Source organism: Yersinia intermedia (assembly GCF_900635455.1).
Lineage (GTDB): Bacteria > Pseudomonadota > Gammaproteobacteria > Enterobacterales > Enterobacteriaceae > Yersinia > Yersinia intermedia.
Genome location: NZ_LR134116.1, coordinates 1651284 through 1675206 on the forward strand (window position 1 = coordinate 1651284; position 23923 = coordinate 1675206).

Consider the following 23923-nt stretch of genomic DNA (forward strand, 5'->3'; position numbering starts at 1 on the left):
ACAAACTGTAATTAATACGCCATTGTTAATACTTCTTTATGTAATAGTGACAAGGTGAGGGGATTTTATTGGCATCTATATCCAATAAAAACATAAACTTGATTATTCATTGCCACTTAATTTGGAGGCAATAATTCAAATAAAGTTGAAAAAAATAGTGGTATTAAAAGTGTAAAATTAGCATCAATGCGAGTAAAACAGCAGTTCACAGGCCGCATTGATGCTGAAGTATTGCAATAACAAGACCATTACCAGGTTAAAATTTATACTGTAAACCTATGGCGATGGTCTGATTTTGGTGAGCAATACCGGCGCTATTAGCTGCATTTGCTAAAACACCTGCACCAGAATCGATTATTTGTGTATCTCCCTTTCCTTCGGCGTGCCTGTTCCAAGACGCTTCCACAAATAATTTGGTGTTATCGGTCACGTAGTAACCCACATCAACCACTACCGCGTAATAGCGAGAACCTTTGCTGCTGTCTTTAAATGAAAGTTGGCGTAAATAGTGTTCATCATTACCATAGGCATTTACCCAACGGCTGTATTTCAGCAAAGTATTAAACTCAAATTTTTGGTAATGATAGCGACTGACTAAGCCAAGATAGGACATTTCAAATTTTTGTTTATAACCAATGCCGGTAACACTATCAGATGCTGTAAATAGGTTATTGCCATTATTGTAATTATAGTTTCCACCATAAGAGGTCCAACTATTGTTATTGCGCTGATAACCGCCCATCAGACCAATACGGTAATTTTTTTGTTTTAAAAACCAAAATTTCGTATTAAGATCGATTTCATTAGCATAATTCAAATGGGTTTTTTCATGATGAGACCAATCAGTCCACTTAGATTGCCCTGGCATCGTCCAATCATAATCATCCATGACCCCAGTGCCGGAGGATAATGTGGACCATCCTCGTGCGGTTAATGTTAACCGTGATAACAGATCCCACGATATATCTACTTTTACAATAGGTATATTTTCTGCTTTCCAGTCTATCTGACTTAGCTTGTGGCCATTATATTCGGGCTGATAAACAAACTCTTGCGATTCTGCATTCAATAATCCCAATGAGGTGCTAATAGCCAGATCCTCTGTTACATCCGAGTTATAGCTGGCTACTGCCGTATGGCAGGTGATAATCAGCGGTAATACAGAAAGACTTCTCTTTACCCATCTATTCTTTTCCATCATTAACCTTTAATTTTGTTAAAAATCGATGGTAAAAGTTAACATTGATGGGAGATTAAATTTTTAAATTAAAGATTAAAAGAAAATTAAAAGGATTAAACGATGACTTAATAATGAACCAAGATGACGCATTAATATGAGCCGGGCCTGATTACCCGGCTAAATCGTTTTCAAAACTCATTAACCAGCCATTCATCGGCCTCATCAAACATTTCTTCAACTAACCGGTTCAGTACTGATTTTTCTTGTTTATTAGCATCTGTGTTGATGCCATTGGCTTGCATTGGTTTAACCTTAACTTCAGCATCAGGAAACACCCGATGCACGCGCTTGGTTAACTCTGCCTTAATCATTTCAGCGGCGTTGGGCAGGCCGGCGACATTCCGTTTGTCATAAATCAATTCAACACGCATGACTTTTTCCTGAATGAATGGATACTGTGTTAATATACAGTATTGGTGGGCGCCAGACAACGCCGTTTTACACGCTTTGAAGCGGAAAAATAACATTTACTGGTTTTTTAATGCAAATAAAATAACCGCAGGTGATTAAAGATGGAAATCACTGGCGGTTATTTTTTGTGTGGATGTTTATCTGGTTGTTTATACAAGTGATTTATATTTTCCAACCGCAGTCGGGTATCGGTATTTATCAAGGTGGGACTAATTTATTTCCAGCCAACGAGCATCAACCACCACACCCAGTATCTTACAGTTACCATTGAGTTCGATTAATCGGTAGGAGGGATTCAATGGTTTCAAATACTTAACGCCAGCATCAACAATGAATTTCTTAAATGTTGCTTCGTTATCGTCAGTCAGTGGAAGGCAACGGTGGATTAACCCTGGTGCTCCCTGCGTGGTCAAGTTGGATAATGACGCCGTGTTAAACGGCTATATTGACCGTCGGGATTGCGCCATTGCGGTCACAACGCACCAAGTCAGTGCCTCGGGGCGTGGTAAGTGCCAGGATCTGGTGGATTGCTCCGCTGAGTCGACAAACAGCGTGATTAGCCAGTCCACGGTGTTGCAGATTGCGCAAAAGCTGTCCGAACCCAACGCACCGAGCTAACAGCAATTCGCTCCGATTATCGTGCATGGCCAACAAGGGATAACTGGCCATTGATCGATTTACCTGAACTGCCACAATGGCTTTTAATTGAAGCGGTCAATCAAGGTTATCGAGTACCTGATTGGCCGGTCGTAAAATAGTGCCAGTGCGCGAAGCCGGGCTTAATAGCCCGGTCTATTCATATTGGCTCTACTGAGTAACAGCTATGAGTTCAGTTCGCAGCCACAACTGGCTCGTTAGTGACCCCATTTCATGTTAAATTCGCTATCTTGGGCCATTGCGTTGCATAAGTGCCTTGGTTACAGGTGGCTAACGGGAATCTAGGTATCAGTATGTTTACATATAAAGAAATATCAGCGCTGAACGAACTGGAATTGATCGTTTATAATTACATCATAAAAAATACTGACAAAGTGATGTATATGACCATCAGAGAACTGGCTGATGCAGCGGGTGTTTCTACTACCACGGTTTTACGATTCTGCAAAAAAATGAATTGTGATGGCTATTCTGAATTCCGGGTGCGGTTTAAATTATATGTAGAGCATGACGAAAAACCACCGGTTAGTTTTGGTATTAGTGAGATAATTAGCTATTTTAAAAGTATTAATAATAGCGAGTTTGATGATTTATTGGATACGGTTGCAGCGCAAATAGCCGCCACGCCCCGAATTATCTTTGTGGGTATAGGAACATCTGGGGCATTAGGGAAATACAGCGCGCGTTTCTTCTCGAATATCGGTAAGTTCAGTACTTATATTGACGATCCTTACTATCCTATTAACAGCGATATGTATCAGGATGCCATTGCCATCATGTTCTCCGTATCGGGCGAGACGGAAGAGATTATTCGAATTGCCAATCAGTTCAGCTTACATAACTGCAAAATAATTAGTCTAACAAATAGTGATAATTCAACACTTGCCAAAATGGCTGACCTTAATATCTCCTATCATATGCCCCCTATTGTATTGGAAGGGAATTATAATATTACCACTCAAATCCCTGTATTATATATAATAGAAACCATTGGCAAAAAACTCCCGCAACTAATTAATAAGAAAGCACCATAAAACACCGTGTTTTTTGAGTGTGACATATTCCAATTCACGGTTTTTGTTATATCGTGACTTCGCTTTTCTTTTTGCTAGAATCTAATCTCAATCGGCTACGAATATTAATAATAAGCCAATGACGTTCTGGTTATCTTAGGCTCAGTACCCGCGACAGGAGATTAATAATGGCAATAGATTACGTACTGACCGCTCAGGAAATTATCCAATATATTGGTGGTGATGGTAATGTGATTAACGTCACACATTGTGCGACCCGCTTACGGTTTATATTGAAAGACAATAAAATTGTCGATAAAGAACGCTTAAATCGTGTTAAAGGTGTCATCACCGTTATTGAAGCGGGTGGGCAAATGCAAGTGGTGATCGGTAATCATGTCGGTGATGCTTATAAACATGTCATCAGCTTGATTAATATCGATGAAAGTACCCCGGTTGTCGCACCCAAGGTCGGTATTGTCAGCCGTTTGATGGATATTATCTCCAGTATTTTCGCTCCATTCCTTTATCCGTTAGCCGCCTGCGGTATTTTACAAGGGATTATTTCATTTCTTGCCGCGATTGGCTGGATGGATGCGGCGAGTGGCACCTACCGAATTCTGAATTTTGTTTCCTGGACTGGTTTTACCTTCCTGCCCGTGCTGGTGGCCTTTACCGCGGCCAAGAAATTCAATGTTAATCCTTTCACCGCGGTCATTACCGCTTGTGCACTGATCAGCCCTGATTATATGAATATGCTGACGGCCAATAAAATTACTACGCTGAATTCGGCCGATCCAGCCGTTCAGCAGCTAATGCAAGAAGCACTGAATAATCCGCAAGTTGCCCATATTTTAAACACTATTGCGGGTATTCCCTTATCATCGCCAACCTTGGATTTCTTCGGTATTCCAGTGCAATACCTGAGTTATACCGCCTCGGTTATTCCGATCATTTTGATGGTATGGGCCATGTCTTACGTGCAGCGCTTCTTTGAGCGGATCCTGCCAATGGTGGTGCGCAATCTATTCACCCCAATGTTCTGTATTGCCATCATGGTGCCACTCACGTTATTGGTGTTCGGCCCGGTGGGTAATCTGATCGGCGGTGCGATTGGTGGTGTTTATAACACGCTTTATAACCTTAGCCCGGCAGTGGCTGGGTTTATGGTCGGCGCTTTCTGGCAACCGCTGGTTACACTGGGTGTGCATTGGGGGATCACGCCAGTTACCGTTGGTAACTACGCGACGCTGGGTTATGACACCTTTACTGGTCTGCAAGCTTCCGCCGTCTTTGCCATGGCGGGCACCATGTTTGGCGTTTACTTAAAAACCCGCAATAGTGAGATGAAGGGTATTTCACTGTCGGCAGGTATCACCGCGTTGTTCGGTATTACCGAACCGGCAATTTATGGTGTGGCATTACGTCTAAAAAAACCGTTCTTATGCAGTTGTGCTGCGGGCGGAATCGGTGGTGCTATCGCAGGGGCGTCTAATGCGGTGTCATGGAGTTACTGCTTACCGGGTATTGCGGTATTACCGGTCTTTTTCAAAGAGGGCCATATGGCGCAGTTCCTTGGTTTCTTGCTGTCGATCACAGTAGCGTTCGTGTTGGGTACACTTTTCACTTGGTTGGTTGGGTTTACTGATGAACCTGAAAGTGTGCAACAGCAAAACAGTGCTAAAGCATCTGGCGCGCCGCTTGCTCAGGCGCAAATGAATCGGGGCTAACCGCTTAACCGTTGAGGCGGTTAGTCCGTTATTGATTTTCATTTTAAGGGCGCACAGTTGCCCACAGTATTAAGGGAGAAAATAATGAGCTACAAACAATTACCGAAAGATTTCTTATGGGGTGGTGCAGTTGCAGCCCATCAGGTTGAAGGCGGCTGGGATAAAGGCGGCAAAGGTGTGAGCATCGCCGATGTATTGTCGGGTGGCGCGCATGGCGTTGACCGGGTGATGACTGATGGTGTACAGGACGGCTACCGTTATCCTAACCATGAAGCCGTTGATTTTTATGGCCATTACAAACAAGACATTGCGCTGTTTGCTGAGATGGGCTTCAAATGCTTCCGTACTTCTATTGCCTGGACGCGTATCTTCCCGAACGGTGATGAGCAGCAACCCAATGAAGCCGGGTTACAATTTTACGATGATATGTTTGATGAGTTACTGAAATACGGTATCGAGCCGGTTATTACTTTATCTCACTTCGAAATGCCCTGGCATCTGGTGAAAGAATACGGTGGTTGGAAAAACCGTCAGGTGGTCGATTTCTTCGTGAAGTTCAGTGAAGTGGTGATGGCGCGTTATAAAAGCAAAGTTAAATACTGGATGACCTTTAACGAGATCAATAATCAGCGCAACTGGAAGTATCCGCTATTTGGTTATTGCTGTTCGGGCGTGGTGTTTACCGAGCAAGAAAATCCAGAGGAAACGCTGTACCAAGTGCTGCATCATCAGTTTGTTGCCAGTGCCAAGGTCGTCAAGCTTGGTCATGCCATTAATCCTGAGTTCAAAATTGGTTGTATGGTGGCGATGGTGCCGTTGTATCCGTTCTCCTGCCATCCTGATGACATGATGTATTCAGTAGAAGCTATGCGTGAGCGTTATCTGTTTGGTGACGTTCATATGCGCGGTTACTACCCTTCCTATATTCTAAATGAGTGGGAACGTCGCGGATTCACCATCAAAATGGAAGAGGGTGATCTTGATACTCTGCGTGATGGCTGTGCTGATTATATGGGGCTGAGTTATTACATGAGTAATGCCGTTTCTGCCATTAACCCTGGCAGCGGTCATTCACTTTCCGGCTTTGAAGGCAGCGTGCCAAATCCACACGTTAAAGCGTCAGACTGGGGATGGCAGATTGACCCTGTCGGCTTACGTTATTCGCTGAGTGTATTGTACGAGCGTTACCAAAAGCCGTTGTTTATTGTTGAAAATGGTTTTGGCGCGATCGACAAAGTGGCTGCCGACGGTATGGTCCACGATGATTACCGCATTGCTTATCTCAAAGCCCACATTGAGCAAATGAAAAAAGCGGTATTTGAAGATGGTGTTGATTTAATGGGCTATACCCCATGGGGCTGTATTGATTGTGTATCATTCACTACGGGTGAATATAGCAAACGTTATGGCTTTATCTACGTGGATAAAAATGATGATGGCACTGGCACTATGGCGCGTTCACGCAAATTAAGTTTTGACTGGTATAAGCAAGTGATTGCCAGCAATGGTGAAGTGCTCTAAACCCGCGATAATCCCGTAATGTTGGAAAGGCTGATTATAATTTTGGCCTTTCCATTAATTTCCCCTTGCCCAATTTTATCCCTCACCTCAGGCGTAATAAACGCAGTTTGTTACATTTCGTATTAATGAAAAATATGTTTAAAATCAATTTGTTACTTTTTATTTATCGTGTCTGTAGGATATAGCTGACATATCCTTAAAAAAAGCTGGGTTATTCTCTTACCCTAAGCGATAACATCATGCTTTGCATGGGGATATTCGCCAGGGTTAATTCAGTTTTTTTGTGTAAAAAGGATTAGAAATGAAAGGGCAGTTATTAGTTGTAGCGCTGTTGGCCGCTAGTTTTTCAGTCTGTGCGTCGGAACATGCACATTGGGGATATGAAGGTCAGGAAGATCCTGCACATTGGGGAAAGCTCTCACCGGATTTCTCTCTGTGCGAAACAGGTAAAAATCAGTCGCCAATTAATATTCATGGTGCATTGAAAACCCATCACGACCAACTGGAGTTGACGTTCCAACCAGGTAAACAGCAAATCGTGAATAACGGCCATACGATTCAAGTTAATGTCAGTGCGGGCAATACCTTGAAATTGGACGGTGATACTTTCACATTGCAACAATTCCATTTCCATGCGCCAAGTGAAAACGAGATTGATGGCAAACAGTTCCCGTTAGAAGCCCATTTTGTTTATAAAGATAAAGATGGGGCACTGGCGGTGCTCGCACTCATGTTCCAAGAGGGGCAAGCCAATCCGCAACTGTCACAGGCATGGCAGCAAATGCCAACAGCCATTGATCAAATGGCAATATTAAATAAGCCTATTGATATTAACTCATTGTTACCTAAACAATTTAATTTCTATCGGTTTAGTGGTTCACTGACCACACCACCTTGTTCTGAAGGTGTCAGTTGGATGGTGCTTGAGCAGCCTGTGAGCGCTTCTGCTGAACAAATTAATCAATTCCGCTCTGTAGTTCATCATACGAATAATCGCCCTGTACAGCCACTTAATGGCCGAGTCATTATCGATTAAAACTATGTATGAGTCGCACTATCCTGTCTTCTGGCAGGTAGTGCGTGTAGTCTTTTGTTGTCTGGTTATTTCACTTGGTTATCGTGGAGCACTTAGATGAAAAGGGATAGCGGTACCTGAACGAATCTAATCGAGGATAAAAGCTACTGTCCCCAAAAAGCGCTGAGGTACCATTCCAATTTATGTCAGTGATGGGCAGATACTACGGATTAAATACCACAGAAGATCGCATGGACTTCAATAAGTCCAGCGCGGCAGCAGCTAAATATCTGGCAGATCTACTCAAAGATTTTGATGATGATGTGAATAAGACTGTAGCTTCCTATAATTGGGGACAGAATAACGTCAAGACTATCTCCAGAAGATTATGCTGGGCTTACCCTGCCATTTATTCACAGTCTGGCACGTTAGCTGCCAACACCGCTGATATTAATGCGTTAACTCCAGCGTCTATCGCCTCCCAATAAGCTATGTTGGCGGTGCTGATTAGATTGTTAGCGCTATTGTTCAAGTTATGAGAGATAGCAAGGCAGAGGTAGAACTGACGATTATTGATAGTAGAACTGGAGAACGTCGAGTTATTACTGAGAATCAAAGTGGAAAGGTAACAACTTCCATAAACTATCCATAACCTGATAGTATGTGAAAAATAAAATTTTAGGGGATAGAAATAAGTACTTGGCAAACTTTGTTATTTTTCTTCTTTGTTTTTTTAGTGGCTTTATTTTATTCATTCAAAAAAGAACCATCCAGAAAGCGGACTGTAATGAGGTTTATTGCAATAGGGATTGCGGTCTGTGCAGGGATAATATCCTTTATACTTTATAATAAAATGCAAGAGTTAAAAGGGTATCCCAGTGATGTAAATAACTTTTATGCGAAGAATGGAACGCTATGTTTTAGTTATCAAAACGTATCAAGAATGCTTAATGAGCAAAGGCAGCTAGAAATTTCTAGCTTCAGGATTGTTAATTCTAATTTAGTCATTATAGAAACTCCAAATAATGGCCGGTTCAAAATAACAAAGGGATCTGGTCAGGATGGTTTTTATATTAATCCACTTGAATGAAAACGTTATAAGTAATCGCTGAAGATACCGACCCGCCCTGTGCGGGTTTTTTCACTTCTGGAGGGGATCATTGATCAGCAATGTACTTTCTGAGTTGTTGGGGACCGGTGGTGATAGTTGACGGTGGTCCGAGCATCAGGTACCGCAGCAGCGCATGCAGCAGAAGAAAACTCAATTATTGAATGATGCAACAGTGAAAATCACACTGTTACAAGATGCGGTCGATACGGGCATGGCAACGGATGTAGAGAAAGAACAGCTTACGGTATGGAAAACTTATCGCGTCTTGCTGAGTCGTATTGATATATCAAAAGCGCCAAGCATTGAGTGGCCAGTTGCACCTGACGCATAAATACAAAACCAAGCTTAATGGCCCGGCTATTCATTAGCACGACGAGTGAAAACGCCTTTAATTGTGCTACGTTGATTGTCAGAGTAGTTGACCTTTTTTTGCCTACACATTTCGCTTTGAACACTTCTTAATCTAAATCAAATTAGACTATCATGCTTTGTAATTGGCTTTATTTAGATTAAAAAGCATTTAAATTAAAATCATCGATATAAAAAACTATATTTTTGGCTAAAAAAAGCTCAAATGTATTTTTTTTATAATATCGTTATCATTATGACCTTCTGATTTTTTAGTTAGCATGCCTATCTGGTTTACTTTTGTATATAACAGATTTTTATTATGGGGCGATTTAGCTAGCCGTCATTATTGATTTTTTTAAGTTTTTCCTGTGGAGCGAAAGAATATAGAATGAATCGTCTAAAGCTACTTACTCTTATGATGATGTTAATAGGAAATTCTGCTTTAGCAGACACAATTACCATCGGTAAAGGTAGTGGTATTGTATGGGAGGGGATGCCGTTTAATGTGACCAATAATGATACTGTGTACACTCCTTCGTCTCCAGTTAATAATAACTCTATCTTTCCCATAGCGTTTATTACAGGGTTGAATAATGCGTTCGAGTGTCAAGATAGTAGTGATCTTACGATGATTGCCGGGTATCGAGCTATCCGAATCGCACCTGGTGTTGGGCTAATCCCTAGAGCAACTATTAATGCCAGTTATGTGCTGGCTAATGGCACGCCAGAGATACTCACCGGTACGATTGGGTTACCAAACACGCAGGGAACCACATCGCCGAGTGGGAATTCAATCACCAGCCCTGACGGATATGCCTGGTGTTTAGCCCCTAGAATGACCAGTATAATCAACTTTTACAAAATCGGCACTGCTATAAGGGCAACCGCGATAGGAACCTGGGTGATGGTGGCTGACGGTACACAAACCAGCCAAGACAATATTACATTACCTTTTTACTCATCTTTTTGGACACAAATGCCTACAGCTATTCTAAACCAACAGATTTTACCCAGTAATATTTCATTACGTATTTCGACCCTGAAGTGTACGGTCAGTACTCCTACCCAGATTAATTTTGGTGCTGTGGCTTTAAATCGTCAAAGCGGTGCCGAACTGGCTTCACAGACCAATTCCTTGATGGCCCAGTGTACGCAAGACAGCTCTGCGGGTATTGCTGCCAATATTAACGTGCAGTTCCGGGCACTCACCGGCCTGTATGAAAGTACGCCAAGCCGCCTGGCACTCAGTCAGGGAGGTGGCTATATTACCGGTGAGATTAATAATGGTGTCACCGGCAGTGGTAGCTGTAATGCAACCACCGGGCTGCCCTTTGATAACACCCTGCTAAAAGTGGGTAACATCACCAGTACACAAGCAAGCCAGACCACCAGTAATCAGGTAACGTGGCGTTTATGCTCGGGGGGCATTTCGCTTCCGACCGGGTCGGTGGATGCAGCCGCAGAAATGTTGGTGACGTTTAACTGAGTGTAATATTGAAAGTCAGCTTACTTACTCAATATGAATAAATGCACTCAGTGAAGCGGCTGGTTTTATTAAGCTAACTCGGCCTGATACCTGATGTAATCCCCCAAAGTATAAAATACAAAACCGGGCTTAATGGCCCGGTCTATCAGCTATATTCCTAGTCTCTTTCATGTCGGGGTTTTTCCCTTGGGTTTCCCCTGAGTTTCCCTACCACTAATCCCACAAACAAAAAAACCAACCCTAACGGATTGGTTTTCTTAAGGTATTTTGGTCGGCATGAGAGGATTTGAACCTCCGACCCCCGACACCCCATGACGGTGCGCTACCAAGCTGCGCTACATGCCGATGCTATGGCACTTATACTACATTTTACCGTTATTAATGCAAGGCTTGGCAAAACGTTCGCTTGTTTTTTGAGCGTGCTAACATCTGTTTTTTGAGCTAGTTCGCAATAAACCGTTTTATATCCGTCAACACCTGCAGCAGTAATGGGAGTTGAGGCTTTTCATGTTTGATTTCATTGCCTTGCTCATCATAGGTGCGGTATTCACCGTTATTATCTAATACAATAGTCTGCGTTGGCGTAGTAATGACTAACATGCCATTGTCACCGGTCGCCACCCAGTTATTATTGCGCTGTGCGGCGAACAAATCTTCCCCTTGCGAATAATCCTCAGATGCAGTTTTGACGTGTAATAACCGTTGCATCAGTGTTGTCATGATATCTTCATGATTGGTCAGTTTATTCACGGCCTGCGCTGGCGTACCCGGCCAGTGAACCACTAATGGCACTTGTAGTTGCTGGCGGTTAAAGCTGGTGCCTGCACCCCAGGTATCATTACCTCTGTCATTAAACTCAACACCATGGGCCGCAGTAATAATAACTACGGTTTTATCGAGTTGGTCGCGCTGTTTAAGCGTCTCCAGGATGGCTGCAATCTGCTGATCCACATCTTTTGCACCTGCCTGATAATGGCGGATAAAATCAGTCGGTAACGCAACCTTCTGCCCGGCAACCTGGTCTTGTGCTTCAACGGCTCCATTGAGGTTAATGTATGAGAACCACGGAGCACTATTGTTGAGCGTGGACAACCATTGTTGCCACTGCGCCGTAGTTTCGCTATCCGGTTGTACAGCGGGGGCCGGTAATGTGAAATCAGCTAATAGCGCCTGACGATAGAGTGGCGACTCAAAACCATCGGATGAGAACAGACCAAACTGATAACCCTGCGCGCTTAATGCCGTAATAAAGGCCGAAGGTTCGCGTGCGGAGAGAATGCCGTCTAAATAAGTAGGCGAAATGCCATAAAACAGGCCAAATAAGCCCGTATCCTGACGGTTGCCTGAGCTGTAGTGGTTGTCAAACTGAATATTTGAACGACCAAATTCTGCCAAGGCAGGCATATCTTTTTGCAAGCTGCTGGCACGGATGCCATCAACCACAATGAGTAACAGATTATAACCACTGCCTTTATCGCTGAAAGTAATCGGGTTGAGTGGATATTCAACCGCCAGTGCATCTGGGTTGCCTTGCTCCACCAGACGGCGTTGATATTCCTGCTGATCGAGCAAACCGTGTTTCTCAAGGAACTTACGTGCAGTCATCGGGTAAGATAGCGGCAGGTTTGCGCGTTGCATACTGATTGGGCGATAGAAATTGGCATCAGCCCAAATATAAATCAGATGAGAGGCAAAGAACGCAGAAATAAACACTGCCACCAATGGCTTAACAAAGCGTTGCCGGTTAAGGCTACGTAGCTTTTGCCAGGCCCAAGTGCCGAAAAGCATCTCGACCAGGAAAATGACTGGCACGGCAATAAACATTAATTGCCAATCACGCGCCAACTCGGTTTGGTCTGGGTTAACCACTAATTCCCATACCACCGCATTAAGGTGTAAATGGAAACGGGTGAAAACTTCAGTATCAACCAACAGCAGGGTCAGGCCCGCAGTGGCAAAGGCGGCAGAAAGAAAACGGAGTAGTCGCTGCGACATCACCACAAAGGTGAGTGGGAATATCACCAACAAATAAGCAGCAAAAACGATAAAACTAAAGTGCCCGAGCCAACTGACGAGGGCATAGACACGGCCAACCAGCGATGAGGGCCAATCGGAGACAAACAGATAGCGGCTACCCAGCACCAGGCTGAAAATAATATTAAACAGGGCGAACCAGTGCCCCCAGCTAATCATCTGGGAGACTTTTTCACGATAGCGCTGACGATTTGTCACCATATTGAGATTACAGTCTTGGCCGATAAATTAATGAGATTTATCTTCACTTATTGAAGCCTGAAGAGCTTCAGCGAAAGAACGTGCCAATACTTTACGTTGCGCTGGGGCCACGCTGGTATTGATCAAATTTGTTACCATATTCCCCAACACCATCAAAGAAAGATCGGTTGGAGTGCGGTTTTTTTCCATTACGCTGACTAATTCAGACAGCAGTTTTTCGACTTGTTCGTCGCTATAACGGGATGATTGTGCCATAAAAAGTGTGCTCAATACCTGACAAAGTCCCACATCTTACCGTATAGAGACGCGCTTTTCCGCTATTTTATAGCATTAAGAATCATTAGCCATTAATTGAGGGGCACGAATGCTTTTGAGTTGCAGCTCTTTGGCATCAGTGATTGAATACGCCCCTAGCCAAAAGGAGTATTTATCATGAGTCTGGATATTGACCAGATAGCCTTACATCAGCTTATCAAGCGTGATGAACAAACGCTTGATGTGGTGTTGCGCGATTCTCTGTTACCTGCCAATGCTGTAGTTGAAGAAATGATGGCCGAGCTGCATCGTGTCTACAGCGCCAAAAGTAAAGCTTACGGGCTATTTAATGAGCAGAGCGAGCTGGCCGAAGCGCTGAAACGAAGCCGTAAGGGTGATGAAGACTTCCTCAGCTTTAGCCGTGCTGCCACCGGGCGGTTACGTGATGAGTTAGCCAAATATCCGTTTGCCGAAGGCGGTGTGGTGCTGTTTTGCCAATACCGTTATCTGGCCGTGGAGTATTTGCTTATCTCGGTGCTGAGCAGTTGCCATAGTATGCGAGTGAATGAGCAGCTTGATCTCAGTACCACCCATTATCTCGATATTAACCGTGCTGATATTGTTGCCCGTATCGATTTAACCGAATGGGAAAATAACCCAGAATCCACTCGTTACCTCACGTTCTTGAAAGGGCGGGTAGGGCGCAAAGTGTCCGATTTCTTTATGGATTTCTTGTCTGCGGCTGAGGGACTGGATACCAAAGCACAAAACCGGGGCTTATTACAGGCGGTTGATGATTACTGTGCGGATGCTGAACTTGGCAAAAATGAGCGTCAGGCATACCGTCAACAGGTTTATAGCTATTGTAATGAGCAGTTGCAAGCAGGTGAAGAGATTGCGCTGCAGGCGCTTTCTCAAGAGCTGCCAAAGCTGGGTGAAAAAGATTTCCAGCAATTCTCGGCTGAACAGGGCTATGCACTGGAAGAGAGTTTCCCGGCAGATCGCGGTACTTTGCGCCAGTTGACCAAATTTGCTGGCAGTGGTGGTGGGCTGAGTATCAATTTTGATGCATTGCTGCTGGGTGAGCGTATTTTCTGGGACGCGGCGACAGACACGCTGACCATCAAAGGCACACCACCTAATCTGCGAGATCAGTTACAGCGGAATTCAGGCAAAAAGTAGCGGTTACCCTGTGACGCTAGCCAATAAAAAACGCCGCATAAGCGGCGTTTTTTATTTCGGCGTCCCGAATATCGAAAGCGACGCGATTAAACGCGAACGAAGTCGATATGAGTCAGTTTTGGCTTGAAAGCGTGACGCTGAACAGCCTGTACTTTAACTTTGGTTTCTTTACCGTCAACAACCAGAGTCAGTACGGAATCATAAAAGCCCGGTTTCAATTCAAGGTTCTTGGTGGTGTCATGGTCAAGAGCAATAGAGATAGCTGCTTCAGAACCACCGTAAATGATTGCCGGAAATTTATTTGCTGCACGCAGGCGGCGGCTCGCACCCTTACCCTGGTCGTTACGTACTTCTACATTGATAGTGGTCATTTTGTTTTCTCTTAAAGAAAATTTACCCTGCTACAGGCGACCCAGCAACAGGTTCGATACTCGGCTTTGATTGGGTAAACCCAGAGCAAAGCGGGCGGCATTCTAGCGAAATATCAGCCAGACAGCAAATAAAACTGCGAAAATCTCAGGCTAAATGCGGCTTAGGCAAGGGAGTCAGCCCGCCGGAAACGCCCCTGATAATCAAATATCTTCTCTCTAATTTGCCACCATTGCCCACGGCGGCGGGCAACGACAAAATCGGGATAACGTAACAGGGCTTGTTGCGCGATGATATCGGCCGCGGTTTGCCATTTCAGTGCCACACCGGGTGCCCGTTGGTGTGGGCGCAGGAAAATTTGTTCAAATGCCATACGCTGCGCGGCGGTGGTTAAGCGAAAACGTTCGCTGGTATCAGTGCCGTCTTCGTCGTAGTAGGTGATTTTCAGCCACTCGCCTTTGGCGTCATGACCCATCTCCAGACTCATCCCGCCACAACGCAGCACCAGAGCGTCTTTTAATTTTAAGGCGGCTTTTAGCATATCATCGGGATCGACCAGAACTTCCTGGCACTGGTGACAGCGGCGGGCAGCAATGTCATTTTCCGCCCCACAATGCGGGCAGGACTTAAAGCGAAAACGATAATCACATTGCGCCCGCGTGCCTTGTTCGTCTTCAAACCAACCCTGACAGCGGCGACCATAGTGTTCAATGATGTCACCTGACTCGGTGCATTTTCCCCAGAAGATATTGGCGAAGCCGCAATCCGGGCAAAATACCTGAACCGGCTGACTGCCACTATGTGGCTTGCTGGTACCCACTTCAGGGGTAAAAAGGTCATGGGGATTGCCAGCGTAGTCCAGAATCAGGCAATCTTCTTTACCCGGTGATAAGCGCAAGCCACGGCCAACTATCTGTTGATACAGGCTGACTGATTCAGTCGGGCGAAGAATGGCAATCAGATCAACATGGGGGGCATCAAAGCCGGTTGTTAACACCGCCACATTAACCAGATAACGCAGTTGTTGCTGCTTAAAGGCGGTGATTAACGCATCGCGCTCATTTGGTGGCGTATTGGCACTCACCAGTGCAGCCTCGCCTTTAGGCAGTAAACCATACACCTCTTTGGCGTGTTCAACTGTCGCGGCAAAAATCATTACCCCGCGACGTTGAGCGGCATATTCAATTATCTGATTAACAATATGCGGAGTAATTCGTTGCTGCTGTTTAAGTTCACGGTCTAAATCTGCCTCTCGGAACATGCCGTCACTGTTGCTGGTCAGGCGACTGAAATCATACTGCACCACGGGCATATCCAACCGCTCTGGGGGGACCAGAAAACCGTGCTTGATCATGTAGCGCAAGGGTAATTCATAAATACAATCGCGGAACAGGGACTTTTCATCACCACGGATAATACCGTGATAATGGAATTGATAAATCCAGCCTTTTCCCAACCGGTAAGGTGTGGCGGTCAGCCCCAGTAAGCGCAGCCGGGGGTTGGTTGCGCGCAAATGCTGGATAATTTGCTGATACTGGCTGTCATCGTCATCACTGATACGATGGCATTCATCAATAATTAGCAGCGAAAAGGCACTATCAAACAGGGGCAGGTTCCGTGCTACCGACTGCACACTGCCAAACACCACTTTCCCTGCGCTTTGGCGCTGTTGCAAGCCAGCGGCGAAAATATCTGCCTCTAAGCCGTAGGCGCAATATTTGGCATGATTCTGTGCCACCAGCTCTTTGACATGTGCCAGTACCAAAACGCGCCCACGGGCCAGTTTCGCCAATTCGGCGATCACCAGGCTTTTGCCCGCCCCCGTCGGTAGAACAATCAGGGCGGGTTCACTGTGGCGGCGAAAATGGGCAAGGGTGGCATCCACCGCCTCTTGCTGATAGGGGCGTAGTGTAAATGCCATTAGCGCGCCTGCCCGATGGTTTTCAACCCATGCTCCTGCAACACTTTCCTGCGCGTATGCGTGACATTTCTCTCTCTTATTATAATTAAACGCTTTCTAATATTATGCCTGTCTGAGGCGGTTGGCGCGAGGCCCCAAGTTATCCTTGGTGGGGTATCGTGATAGATTGCGCCATCTAAGGGGATAAGCCGTTTCTCAATAACGGCTTTTTACGTAACTGTTTCTAGGATGATATGGCAACCGCCGCTATACTGATGGGTCTGGTAGGCAGCAAATGATTTTCTCCCAACTGCTTCATTCATTTCACACCGTATTATGCGCATCCTGCTGTCGTTGGCAGGTGTGATTGCGGGTATCGTGCCCATCAACGGCACGACAATACAACAGGCAAAGTAGATTCAATGCGATTGGACAAGTTTTTATCTCAGCAATTAGGTGTCAGCCGGGCGTTGGTAGCGCGCGAGCTGCGGGCAAAACGGGTCACTATTGATGGCGAGGTGGTCAAAAGTGGTGCGATTAAGCTGACACCGGAACAAGACGTGAGATTTGATGGCAACCCATTACAACAAACTGTTGGCCCACGTTATTTTATGCTGAACAAACCGCAGGGTTATGTGTGTTCAACAGAAGACCCAGACCACCCGACCGTGCTGTATTTCCTCGATGAACCCGTGGCATACAAACTCCATGCTGCCGGGCGGTTGGATATCGATACCACCGGATTGGTGCTAATGACTGACGATGGCCAGTGGTCGCATCGGATCACCTCACCACGCCATCATTGCGAAAAAACCTATCTGGTAACACTGGAACATCCGCTGGCTGATGACACTGCACAACAGTTTACGGAGGGCGTGCAGTTGCATAATGAAAAATCGCTGACCAAACCGGCTCAACTTGAGGTCATAGAGCCTCAATTGGTGCGTTTAACCCTCAGTGAAGGGCGTTATCATCAGGTGAAACGGATGTTCGCGGCGGTGGGGAATCGGGTTGTAGAACTGCACCGTGAGCGAATTGGCGACATCAAACTTGATGACGATTTAGCGCCAGGCGAGTACCGCCCGTTGACCGCAGAAGAGATTGCCAGTGTCGGCGCACCTCATCTGTAATTGATTTTCTATTACAGCGCGGGCTGTCTTGCCGTTGATATTACACTAAATGTTTCGAGTTGCAGGAAGGCGGCAAGCGATAGAGTCCCGATGAGTTGACGGGAGTCAATGATTCGGGTGAAAGAGCGTAGCCAACGCACATGCGGCTTGAAGTATGACGGGTATAACCCGCAGTAGGTTATTGAAGGAGTTGTTGAACGTGCATGCCAGTACTCAACATGAAGAGAAGAACCGGACATCCCACGTTGGCTTGATCTTTATCCTTGGTTTGCTATCGATGCTAATGCCTCTGGCCATTGATATGTATTTGCCGAGTATGCCGATTATTGCACAAGAGTTTGGTGTCGAGAGCGGTGCGGTGCAGATGACCCTTAGCGCCTATGTACTGGGGTTCGCCATCGGGCAAATGTTCTATGGGCCAATGGCGGATAGCATTGGGCGCAAGCCGGTTATCTTTTGGGGTACGCTAATATTTGCGCTTGCAGGTATGGCCTGTGCCATGGCGCAATCAATTGAACAACTGATTAACTTGCGTTTCCTGCATGGTTTGTCCGCTGCCGCCGCGAGTGTGGTGATTAATGCACTGATGCGCGATATGTTCACCAAAGATGACTTCTCACGCATGATGTCTTTTGTGGTGTTAGTCATGACCATTGCACCCTTGCTGGCACCGATTATCGGTGGTGCATTGTTAGTGTGGTTTAGCTGGCACGCTATTTTTTGGACGATGGCGGGTGCTGCATTGGTTGGTGCGATTCTGGTTGCACTGTTTATCAAAGAAACCTTGCCACGAGAGAAGCGGCAAAGGTTCCATTTGCGCACCACCATCGGTAATTTTGCTACGTTATTCCGCCATAAACGGGTACTGAGCTATATGCTCGCCAGCGGTTTTTCTTTTGCCGGTATGTTCTCATTCCTCAGTGCTGGTCCCTTTGTCTATATTGATTTAAATGGTGTTTCCCCGCAAAACTTTGGCTATTACTTTGCGTTGAATATCGTTTTCTTGTTCTTGATGACATTGATTAATAGCCGCAATGTACGCCGCTTCGGGGCGCTTAAAATGTTCCGATTTGGCATGCTAGTGCAATTTGTGATGGGTATCTGGCTGCTGGTGGTTTGCGCCACGGGTATGGGGTTCTGGGCGCTAGTATTGGGTGTCGCGGCTTATGTCGGTTGCATTTCCATGATCACTTCGAATGCTATGGCGGTCATTTTGGATGACTTCCCACATATGGCCGGTACCGCCTCTTCTCTGGCAGGGACCTTACGCTTTGGTATTGGTGCGGTAGTGGGAACGCTGTTGTCGATGGCACCTTCCCGTAGTGCCTGGCCGATGGTCAGCTCAATGGCATTTTGTATTATTGTTGCCATGCTGTTGTATCTTTATGCCAGTCGCCCACATAAAAACGCGGTGAAATAACGGTAATCACACCCATTATCAAGGCTAAGCTATGGGTGCTTATCCGTTAATGGTTGCAGCAGAAGGTGAAGGGCCGCCTGAGGGTGTTCCCTTTACCCCATTATTTATCGTCAGTTTATTTATTGCTCCCTTATTCGATTATTTCCCTCATTTATTCCCGTCAAAATCGCCCGAATTGCCACTTAAAAACGCGCAGTTCTTGCGCTCAATCAATATAGTAAGCATGCATATCATTATTTATTGCATAGTTATGATTGGCACCATATTGTTAACTTTTTGAGCGTTCATATAAAAAATCGTCAATTGTGATTAACGCATTTTTATCAGATATTTCTGTCATCTAAACCGTTACGCGGATCCGTTAATCTATATATTTATCAATTAATTAATGTCATTCTGAGTCATAGAAATAACAGCTAATTGTTCGTTAAATGTAAAATTTTGACAGGCATTAAGTAATGGGTTTGCAAGAAAAATGGTTGAGATGGTCGCCATAAAGGTATAAATATAACGAAAAATGGGATCTAAATCTCAAACTGATAGTTTCAGTCTGATATGAAGGGCTGACGCGCGATTAAAAAAACAACACAAAAATGGCTTTGTTGGTTTTAAGTTTCTAAATTGTTATCAATGTTGTGTTTTGATGGGGGTTGAATCAGGCACAATGCCAACTTAACGGCTATAACTTTAATGAGTGTGAGTCATTGTGGTGCTTTTGTAATTTTTTGATTTTTTATTTTTACTAGGAAAAACACGTGAATAATATTCAACTTTCGGTAGTACATCGTCTGCCGCAAAGTTACCGTTGGTTATCTGGCTTTATCGGGGTCAAAGTTGAACCGATACCACTGACAACGATAGACGACAACAATAATAACCTTATGGGGCTGAAGTTACTCAGCCACGATGGTAGCGATGCGCAGCTTATCATGCAGCGGCTCCACCTCTCTCTACAAGAGATACAAGTGGATTCTGCGATAGTTGAGTGGGAAGGTGAACCTTGTCTATTTGTTCACACTCAAGATGAGAGTGCCACCATGTGCCGTTTGAAAGATGTCGGTGTTGCCATTGCCGAAACCCTGACCGCTTTGTATCCCTTCTGATTCGCTATTGCGCGTTGGTCGGTATTTTGTGTCACGGTGCTTTGTTATGGCCGCAACCTGACCTCAATCTGACGAGTCCGCAAATTGTAACAATAGCTGAGTATACTGCTGTTGGGGCGCGGCAAATATGGCCTGACAGTCACCTTGCTCCACCACCTCGCCTTGCCTTAACACAATGACCTGATGGCAGAGTGAGCGCACTACCTGCAAATCATGGCTGATAAATAAATAGCTGAGCTGATAACGCTGCTGAAGGGATTTCAGCAACGCCAATATTTGTGCCTGTACCGATTTATCCAATGAAGAGGTTGGCTCGTCGAGAATAAGCAACTGAGGTTGCAGGATCAGCGCACGGGCAATCGCAATACGTTGGCGCTGGCCACCAGAAAACTCGGTTGGATAGCGATAACGGGTGACCGGATCTAATCCCACTTCTTCCATCGCCTTGATCACCCGTTGTTCACGGTGCACGGCACTGAGTCTTTGATGGACTTCCAGCCCTTCAGCAATGATCTGCTGGACATTCAGGCGTGGATTTAGCGCAGAGTAGGGGTCTTGAAATACCACCTGAATTCGGCTGCGATAGGGCAGCATCTGTTTAGGGGTAAACTTGTGTAATGGCTGCCCGCTAAACCAAATCTCACCCTTTGAGGGTAACAAACGCAGTAATGCCAACCCTGATGTACTTTTCCCTGAACCTGATTCACCCACTAAGCCAAGGCTCTCACCGGGATTAAGGGTAAAACTGAGATCTTTCAACGCATAGTGGTAATCGACTGTGCGCCGTAATAAACCACGCTTGATAGGAAAGGCTACCTGTAGCCCTTTTACTTCAAGCAAAGGTTGTAGACCTGGCGTGAGGGGCAGTGGATCACCTTGTGGCTCGGCGTCTAATAATTGGCGTGTGTAGGGGTGTTGTGGGGTGCTAAACAGCGCCTGACGGCTATTCTGCTCCACCTTGCGGCCTTCACGCATCACTGCCACGTTATCTGCCAATCTGCGCACGATATTCAGGTTATGGGTGATAAATAGCAAACTCATGCCCATCTCTTGCTTTAACTCTTTCAGCAAACTCAAAATCTGGGCTTGAACCGAAACATCCAGCGCAGTAGTCGGTTCATCGGCAATCAGTAATTTAGGTTGGGTCAATACCGCCATTGCGATCATCACCCGCTGGCGTTCTCCACCAGAAAGTTGATGGGGGAAATCGCCCAAACGCCCTTTGGCATTACGAATGCCCACGCGATCGAGACATTGAATAATCTCAACTCTGGCCGCCTCCCGGCGCATACCGCGATGCAGTGACAACACTTCGGCCAACTGTTTTTCAATGGTGTGCAGGGGGTTAAGTGACACCATTGGCTCTTGAAAAATCATTGAAATCTGATTGCCGCGCACTTGCCGCAGCGTTGGTTCATCAGCATGCAGCAGTGATTTCCCGGCAAACAAAATATCCCCGCCGGGATAGACCACCGGAGGTGAGGGCAGTAAACGCAATATCGACAGGGCCGTGACACTTTTGCCTGAACCCGATTCGCCAACCAGTGCCAGTGTCTCACCGGCATTGATTTGCAATGACAGCTCGCTGACCACCTCGCGATCAATATTCGCCTGACGAAATGCAACACTGAGATTTTGAATATCCAGAAGTGGTAAGGTCGCCATATCAGTACACCTTGCTTGGGTCAAAGGCGTCACGTACTGCTTCGCCGATAAAGATCAACAGCGACAACAGCACTGCCAATACCAGGAATGCCGTGATGCCAAGCCAGGGAGCCTGAAGGTTATTTTTGCCTTCTAATAGCAAACCGCCTAATGACGGTGACCCCATCGGCAGGCCAAAACCGAGGAAATCCAGTGACGTTAGCGTTGTTATCGAACCGCACAGGATAAAGGGCAGGAAGGTCAGTGTTGCCACCATGGCATTAGGCAGCATATGGCGCGACATAATAACCCGGTCACCCACCCCCATGGCCCGCGCTGCACGGATGTAGTCATAATTTCGGGTGCGTAGAAATTCAGCCCGCACGACACCCACTAATCCCATCCAACCAAACAGCACGGTGATGGCTAACAGCCACCAAAAGTTGGGTTGGACGATACTGGACAGCAGAATCACTAAAAACAGTGTCGGCATCCCCGACCACACCTCGATAAACCGCTGACCCCACAAGTCAATTTTGCCGCCGTAATAACCTTGTACAGCGCCAGCACAAATACCAATGACGCTGGAGAACAGGGTTAATGTCAGGCCGAATAGCAGCGAGATACGAAAACCATAAATGACTTTGGCCAATACATCGCCGCCGGTACTGTCGGTACCCAGCAAGTTGGTGCGGCTAGGTGGTGAAGGGAAAGGGACATCGGTTGCAAAGTTGATGGTGTTATTACTAAAGCGAATCGGTGCCCAGATAGCCCAGCCATTGTGATTAATTCGACCAATTACATAGGGGTCTTGATAATCTGCCGCAGTGGTTAAAATACCGCCAAAGGTCGATTCGCTATAATTAGTCATAAAGGGCATATAAATTCTACCCTGATAGTTCACCAGCAGTGGTTTGTCATTGGCAATCAGTTCGGCAAACAGGCTGATAATAAACAGTGTCAGGAAGATCCACAGTGACCAGTAGCCACGGCGATTATTACGAAAACGCGCCCAGCGGGCCTGATTAATAGCACTTAGCCGTATCATTATTGGCGGCCCTCAAAATCAATCCGTGGATCAACCAAGGTGTAGGTGATATCACTGAGGATATTCAGCAGTAAACCAATCAGGGTGAAAATATAAAGGGTGCCAAACATCACTGGATAATCGCGCTGCAAAGTGGCGTCATAGCCCAGTAGTCCTAGCCCATTGAGTGAGAACATCACTTCGATCAACAGTGAGCCGGTGAAAAACATACTGATAAAGGTGGCGGGGAAGCCTGCGATGACCAGCAACATGGCATTGCGGAATACATGGCGATACAGAATTTTTTCTTCGGGTAACCCCTTGGCGCGCGCAGTAACGACATATTGTTTACGGATTTCATCAAGAAACGAGTTTTTAGTTAGCATCGTCAATGTGGCGAAACCGCCTATCACGGTAGCCAGTACCGGTAAGGTGATATGCCACAAGTAATCCGTTACTTTGCCGTACCACGGCAGGGTGTCAAAGTTACTGGAAACCAGCCCTCGCAGTGGGAATAGATCGAAATAACTGCCACCGGAAAACAGTACCACCAGTAAAATCGCAAACAGAAACGAAGGAATGGCGTACCCGATAATAATCAGCGTACTGCTCCAGGTATCAAAGGCTGTGCCATTGCGCACCGCCTTTTTAATGCCTAAAGGGATCGAAACCAGATAAATAATCAGCGTGCTCCATAGCCCGAGTGAAATAGAAACCGGCAGGCTATGTTTCACTAACGACATGACTGATTCGCCCCGGAACAAACTGTCGCCAAAATCAAAGCGAACATAGCTCCATAGCATATCGAAATAGCGCTGGTGCAGCGGCTTGTCAAAACCAAAGCGTTGTTTGATTTCGGCAATGACTTCTGGGTCTAACCCACGTGAACCACGATAGTTGCTATCACCCACTTGTGCTGCATTGAGACCGACTTTGGCACCACCCAGCCCGCCATCACCGCCCCCAGCCGTAAATCCACTGGAGTGACCCAATTCGATATTGGCAATCGCCTGATCAACTGGCCCGCCGGGCGCAATTTGGACGATAAAAAAGTTGATAGTAATAATTGCCCACAGCGTGGGAATAACCAGCAATAGTCGCCGTAACAGATATCCACCCACAG

Annotated in this window: 22 protein-coding genes, 1 tRNA gene and 3 pseudogenes; 15 read left to right on the forward strand and 11 right to left on the reverse strand. The window is 45.8% G+C overall.

Translation table 11 applies throughout. The features are described 5' to 3' along the window. Window positions 1-256: 256 nt before the first annotated feature. The 3 genes and pseudogenes from EL015_RS07595 to EL015_RS21895 form a co-directional block, all read right to left on the reverse strand. Window positions 257-1201, reverse strand: a complete 945-nt coding sequence (locus tag EL015_RS07595) for an omptin family outer membrane protease (RefSeq protein WP_005190122.1) — start codon at window positions 1199-1201, stop codon at window positions 257-259. Window positions 1202-1368: 167 nt separating this feature from the next. Beyond that, window positions 1369-1611 carry a DinI family protein gene (locus EL015_RS07600; protein ID WP_005190119.1) on the reverse strand — a complete coding sequence of 81 codons (243 nt, stop codon included), beginning with the start codon at window positions 1609-1611 and terminating at the stop codon, window positions 1369-1371. 249 nt (window positions 1612-1860) lie between these two features. Beyond that, window positions 1861-2019: pseudogene (locus EL015_RS21895) on the reverse strand (LexA family protein); the annotation flags it as partial. On the opposite strand from EL015_RS21895, the pseudogene EL015_RS07610 reads away from it, so the two are divergent. The 10 genes and pseudogenes from EL015_RS07610 to EL015_RS07655 all read left to right on the forward strand — a co-directional run. Continuing rightward, a pseudogene (locus tag EL015_RS07610) lies at window positions 2018-2254 on the forward strand (phage baseplate assembly protein); the annotation flags it as partial. The pseudogenes EL015_RS21895 and EL015_RS07610 overlap by 2 nt on opposite strands. Then, window positions 2254-2409 (forward strand): annotated as a pseudogene (locus EL015_RS21900) (phage tail protein); the annotation flags it as partial. The pseudogenes EL015_RS07610 and EL015_RS21900, both read left to right, overlap by 1 nt. A 192-nt stretch (window positions 2410-2601) precedes the next feature. Continuing rightward, window positions 2602-3342 carry a MurR/RpiR family transcriptional regulator gene (locus EL015_RS07620; RefSeq protein ID WP_032907362.1) on the forward strand — a complete coding sequence of 247 codons (741 nt, stop codon included), beginning with the start codon at window positions 2602-2604 and terminating at the stop codon, window positions 3340-3342. 167 nt (window positions 3343-3509) lie between these two features. Beyond that, window positions 3510-5051 (forward strand): PTS transporter subunit EIIC, encoded by a 1542-nt coding sequence (locus EL015_RS07625; protein ID WP_005190103.1) that lies wholly within the window; start codon window positions 3510-3512, stop codon window positions 5049-5051. 84 nt (window positions 5052-5135) lie between these two features. Then, window positions 5136-6572 carry a 6-phospho-beta-glucosidase gene (locus EL015_RS07630; RefSeq protein WP_005190101.1) on the forward strand — a complete coding sequence of 479 codons (1437 nt, stop codon included), beginning with the start codon at window positions 5136-5138 and terminating at the stop codon, window positions 6570-6572. Between the two features lie 301 nt (window positions 6573-6873). Beyond that, on the forward strand, window positions 6874-7608 hold the full coding sequence (locus EL015_RS07635) for a carbonic anhydrase (RefSeq protein WP_005190097.1): 735 nt from the start codon (window positions 6874-6876) through the stop codon (window positions 7606-7608). A 230-nt stretch (window positions 7609-7838) separates the two neighbouring features. Next, window positions 7839-8075: a transglycosylase SLT domain-containing protein gene (locus EL015_RS21905; protein WP_032907392.1), complete on the forward strand. Its 237-nt coding sequence runs from the start codon at window positions 7839-7841 to the stop codon at window positions 8073-8075. 299 nt (window positions 8076-8374) lie between these two features. Next, window positions 8375-8677 carry a hypothetical protein gene (locus EL015_RS07645; protein WP_230830737.1) on the forward strand — a complete coding sequence of 101 codons (303 nt, stop codon included), beginning with the start codon at window positions 8375-8377 and terminating at the stop codon, window positions 8675-8677. 154 nt (window positions 8678-8831) lie between these two features. Next, a complete protein-coding gene (locus EL015_RS07650; protein WP_005190091.1) occupies window positions 8832-9029 on the forward strand; it encodes a tail fiber assembly protein in 198 nt (65 codons plus the stop codon). Window positions 9030-9677: 648 nt separating this feature from the next. Beyond that, window positions 9678-10535 carry a hypothetical protein gene (locus tag EL015_RS07655; protein ID WP_005190086.1) on the forward strand — a complete coding sequence of 286 codons (858 nt, stop codon included), beginning with the start codon at window positions 9678-9680 and terminating at the stop codon, window positions 10533-10535. A 268-nt stretch (window positions 10536-10803) separates the two neighbouring features. On the opposite strand, the gene EL015_RS07660 is transcribed toward EL015_RS07655, so the two are convergent. The 3 genes from EL015_RS07660 to EL015_RS07670 form a co-directional block, all read right to left on the reverse strand. After that, window positions 10804-10880 (reverse strand) — tRNA-Pro (locus EL015_RS07660). A 96-nt stretch (window positions 10881-10976) separates the two neighbouring features. After that, window positions 10977-12770, reverse strand: coding sequence for an LPS biosynthesis-modulating metalloenzyme YejM (gene yejM / locus EL015_RS07665; RefSeq protein WP_005190083.1), 1794 nt, complete (start codon window positions 12768-12770; stop codon window positions 10977-10979). A gap of 27 nt (window positions 12771-12797) precedes the next feature. Beyond that, window positions 12798-13025 carry a YejL family protein gene (locus EL015_RS07670; RefSeq protein ID WP_005190080.1) on the reverse strand — a complete coding sequence of 76 codons (228 nt, stop codon included), beginning with the start codon at window positions 13023-13025 and terminating at the stop codon, window positions 12798-12800. 177 nt (window positions 13026-13202) lie between these two features. Here EL015_RS07670 and yejK point away from each other — a divergent pair, with 177 nt between their 5' ends. Next, window positions 13203-14207 carry a nucleoid-associated protein YejK gene (gene yejK / locus EL015_RS07675; RefSeq protein WP_005190077.1) on the forward strand — a complete coding sequence of 335 codons (1005 nt, stop codon included), beginning with the start codon at window positions 13203-13205 and terminating at the stop codon, window positions 14205-14207. An 86-nt stretch (window positions 14208-14293) separates the two neighbouring features. Here the strand turns inward: yejK and rplY are convergent, their stop codons facing one another. Together rplY and radD are read right to left on the reverse strand one after the other, a co-directional pair. Then, window positions 14294-14578: a 50S ribosomal protein L25 gene (rplY, locus tag EL015_RS07680; protein WP_004700538.1), complete on the reverse strand. Its 285-nt coding sequence runs from the start codon at window positions 14576-14578 to the stop codon at window positions 14294-14296. 161 nt (window positions 14579-14739) lie between these two features. Then, entirely contained in the window at window positions 14740-16497 is a 1758-nt protein-coding gene (gene radD, locus EL015_RS07685; RefSeq protein WP_005190074.1) for a DNA repair helicase RadD, read from the reverse strand. 401 nt (window positions 16498-16898) lie between these two features. On the opposite strand from radD, the gene rsuA reads away from it, so the two are divergent. The 4 genes from rsuA (at window position 16899) to EL015_RS07705 (ending at window position 20129) form a co-directional block, all read left to right on the forward strand. After that, window positions 16899-17606: a 16S rRNA pseudouridine(516) synthase RsuA gene (gene rsuA, locus EL015_RS07690; RefSeq protein WP_005190071.1), complete on the forward strand. Its 708-nt coding sequence runs from the start codon at window positions 16899-16901 to the stop codon at window positions 17604-17606. 199 nt (window positions 17607-17805) lie between these two features. Continuing rightward, window positions 17806-19026, forward strand: a complete 1221-nt coding sequence (locus tag EL015_RS07695; protein ID WP_032907357.1) for a Bcr/CflA family multidrug efflux MFS transporter — start codon at window positions 17806-17808, stop codon at window positions 19024-19026. A 31-nt stretch (window positions 19027-19057) separates the two neighbouring features. Further along, window positions 19058-19306, forward strand: coding sequence for a hypothetical protein (locus EL015_RS07700; protein ID WP_005190065.1), 249 nt, complete (start codon window positions 19058-19060; stop codon window positions 19304-19306). A 475-nt stretch (window positions 19307-19781) separates the two neighbouring features. Continuing rightward, window positions 19782-20129 carry a YejG family protein gene (locus EL015_RS07705; RefSeq protein WP_005190062.1) on the forward strand — a complete coding sequence of 116 codons (348 nt, stop codon included), beginning with the start codon at window positions 19782-19784 and terminating at the stop codon, window positions 20127-20129. 63 nt (window positions 20130-20192) lie between these two features. Here EL015_RS07705 and yejF read toward each other — a convergent pair whose 3' ends face one another. From yejF to EL015_RS07720, 3 genes are read right to left on the reverse strand one after another with little or no spacing between them, the layout of a single operon-like run. After that, the gene (gene yejF, locus EL015_RS07710) at window positions 20193-21794 is read right to left on the reverse strand and encodes a microcin C ABC transporter ATP-binding protein YejF (RefSeq protein WP_005190060.1); all 1602 of its coding nucleotides are present in this window, start codon (window positions 21792-21794) and stop codon (window positions 20193-20195) included. A 1-nt stretch (window position 21795) separates the two neighbouring features. After that, the gene (locus EL015_RS07715; RefSeq protein WP_032907355.1) at window positions 21796-22821 is read right to left on the reverse strand and encodes an ABC transporter permease; all 1026 of its coding nucleotides are present in this window, start codon (window positions 22819-22821) and stop codon (window positions 21796-21798) included. After that, entirely contained in the window at window positions 22821-23921 is a 1101-nt protein-coding gene (locus EL015_RS07720) for a microcin C ABC transporter permease YejB (protein WP_005190057.1), read from the reverse strand. Before EL015_RS07720 ends, EL015_RS07715 begins: the two co-directional genes overlap by 1 nt. Window positions 23922-23923: the final 2 nt, after the last annotated feature.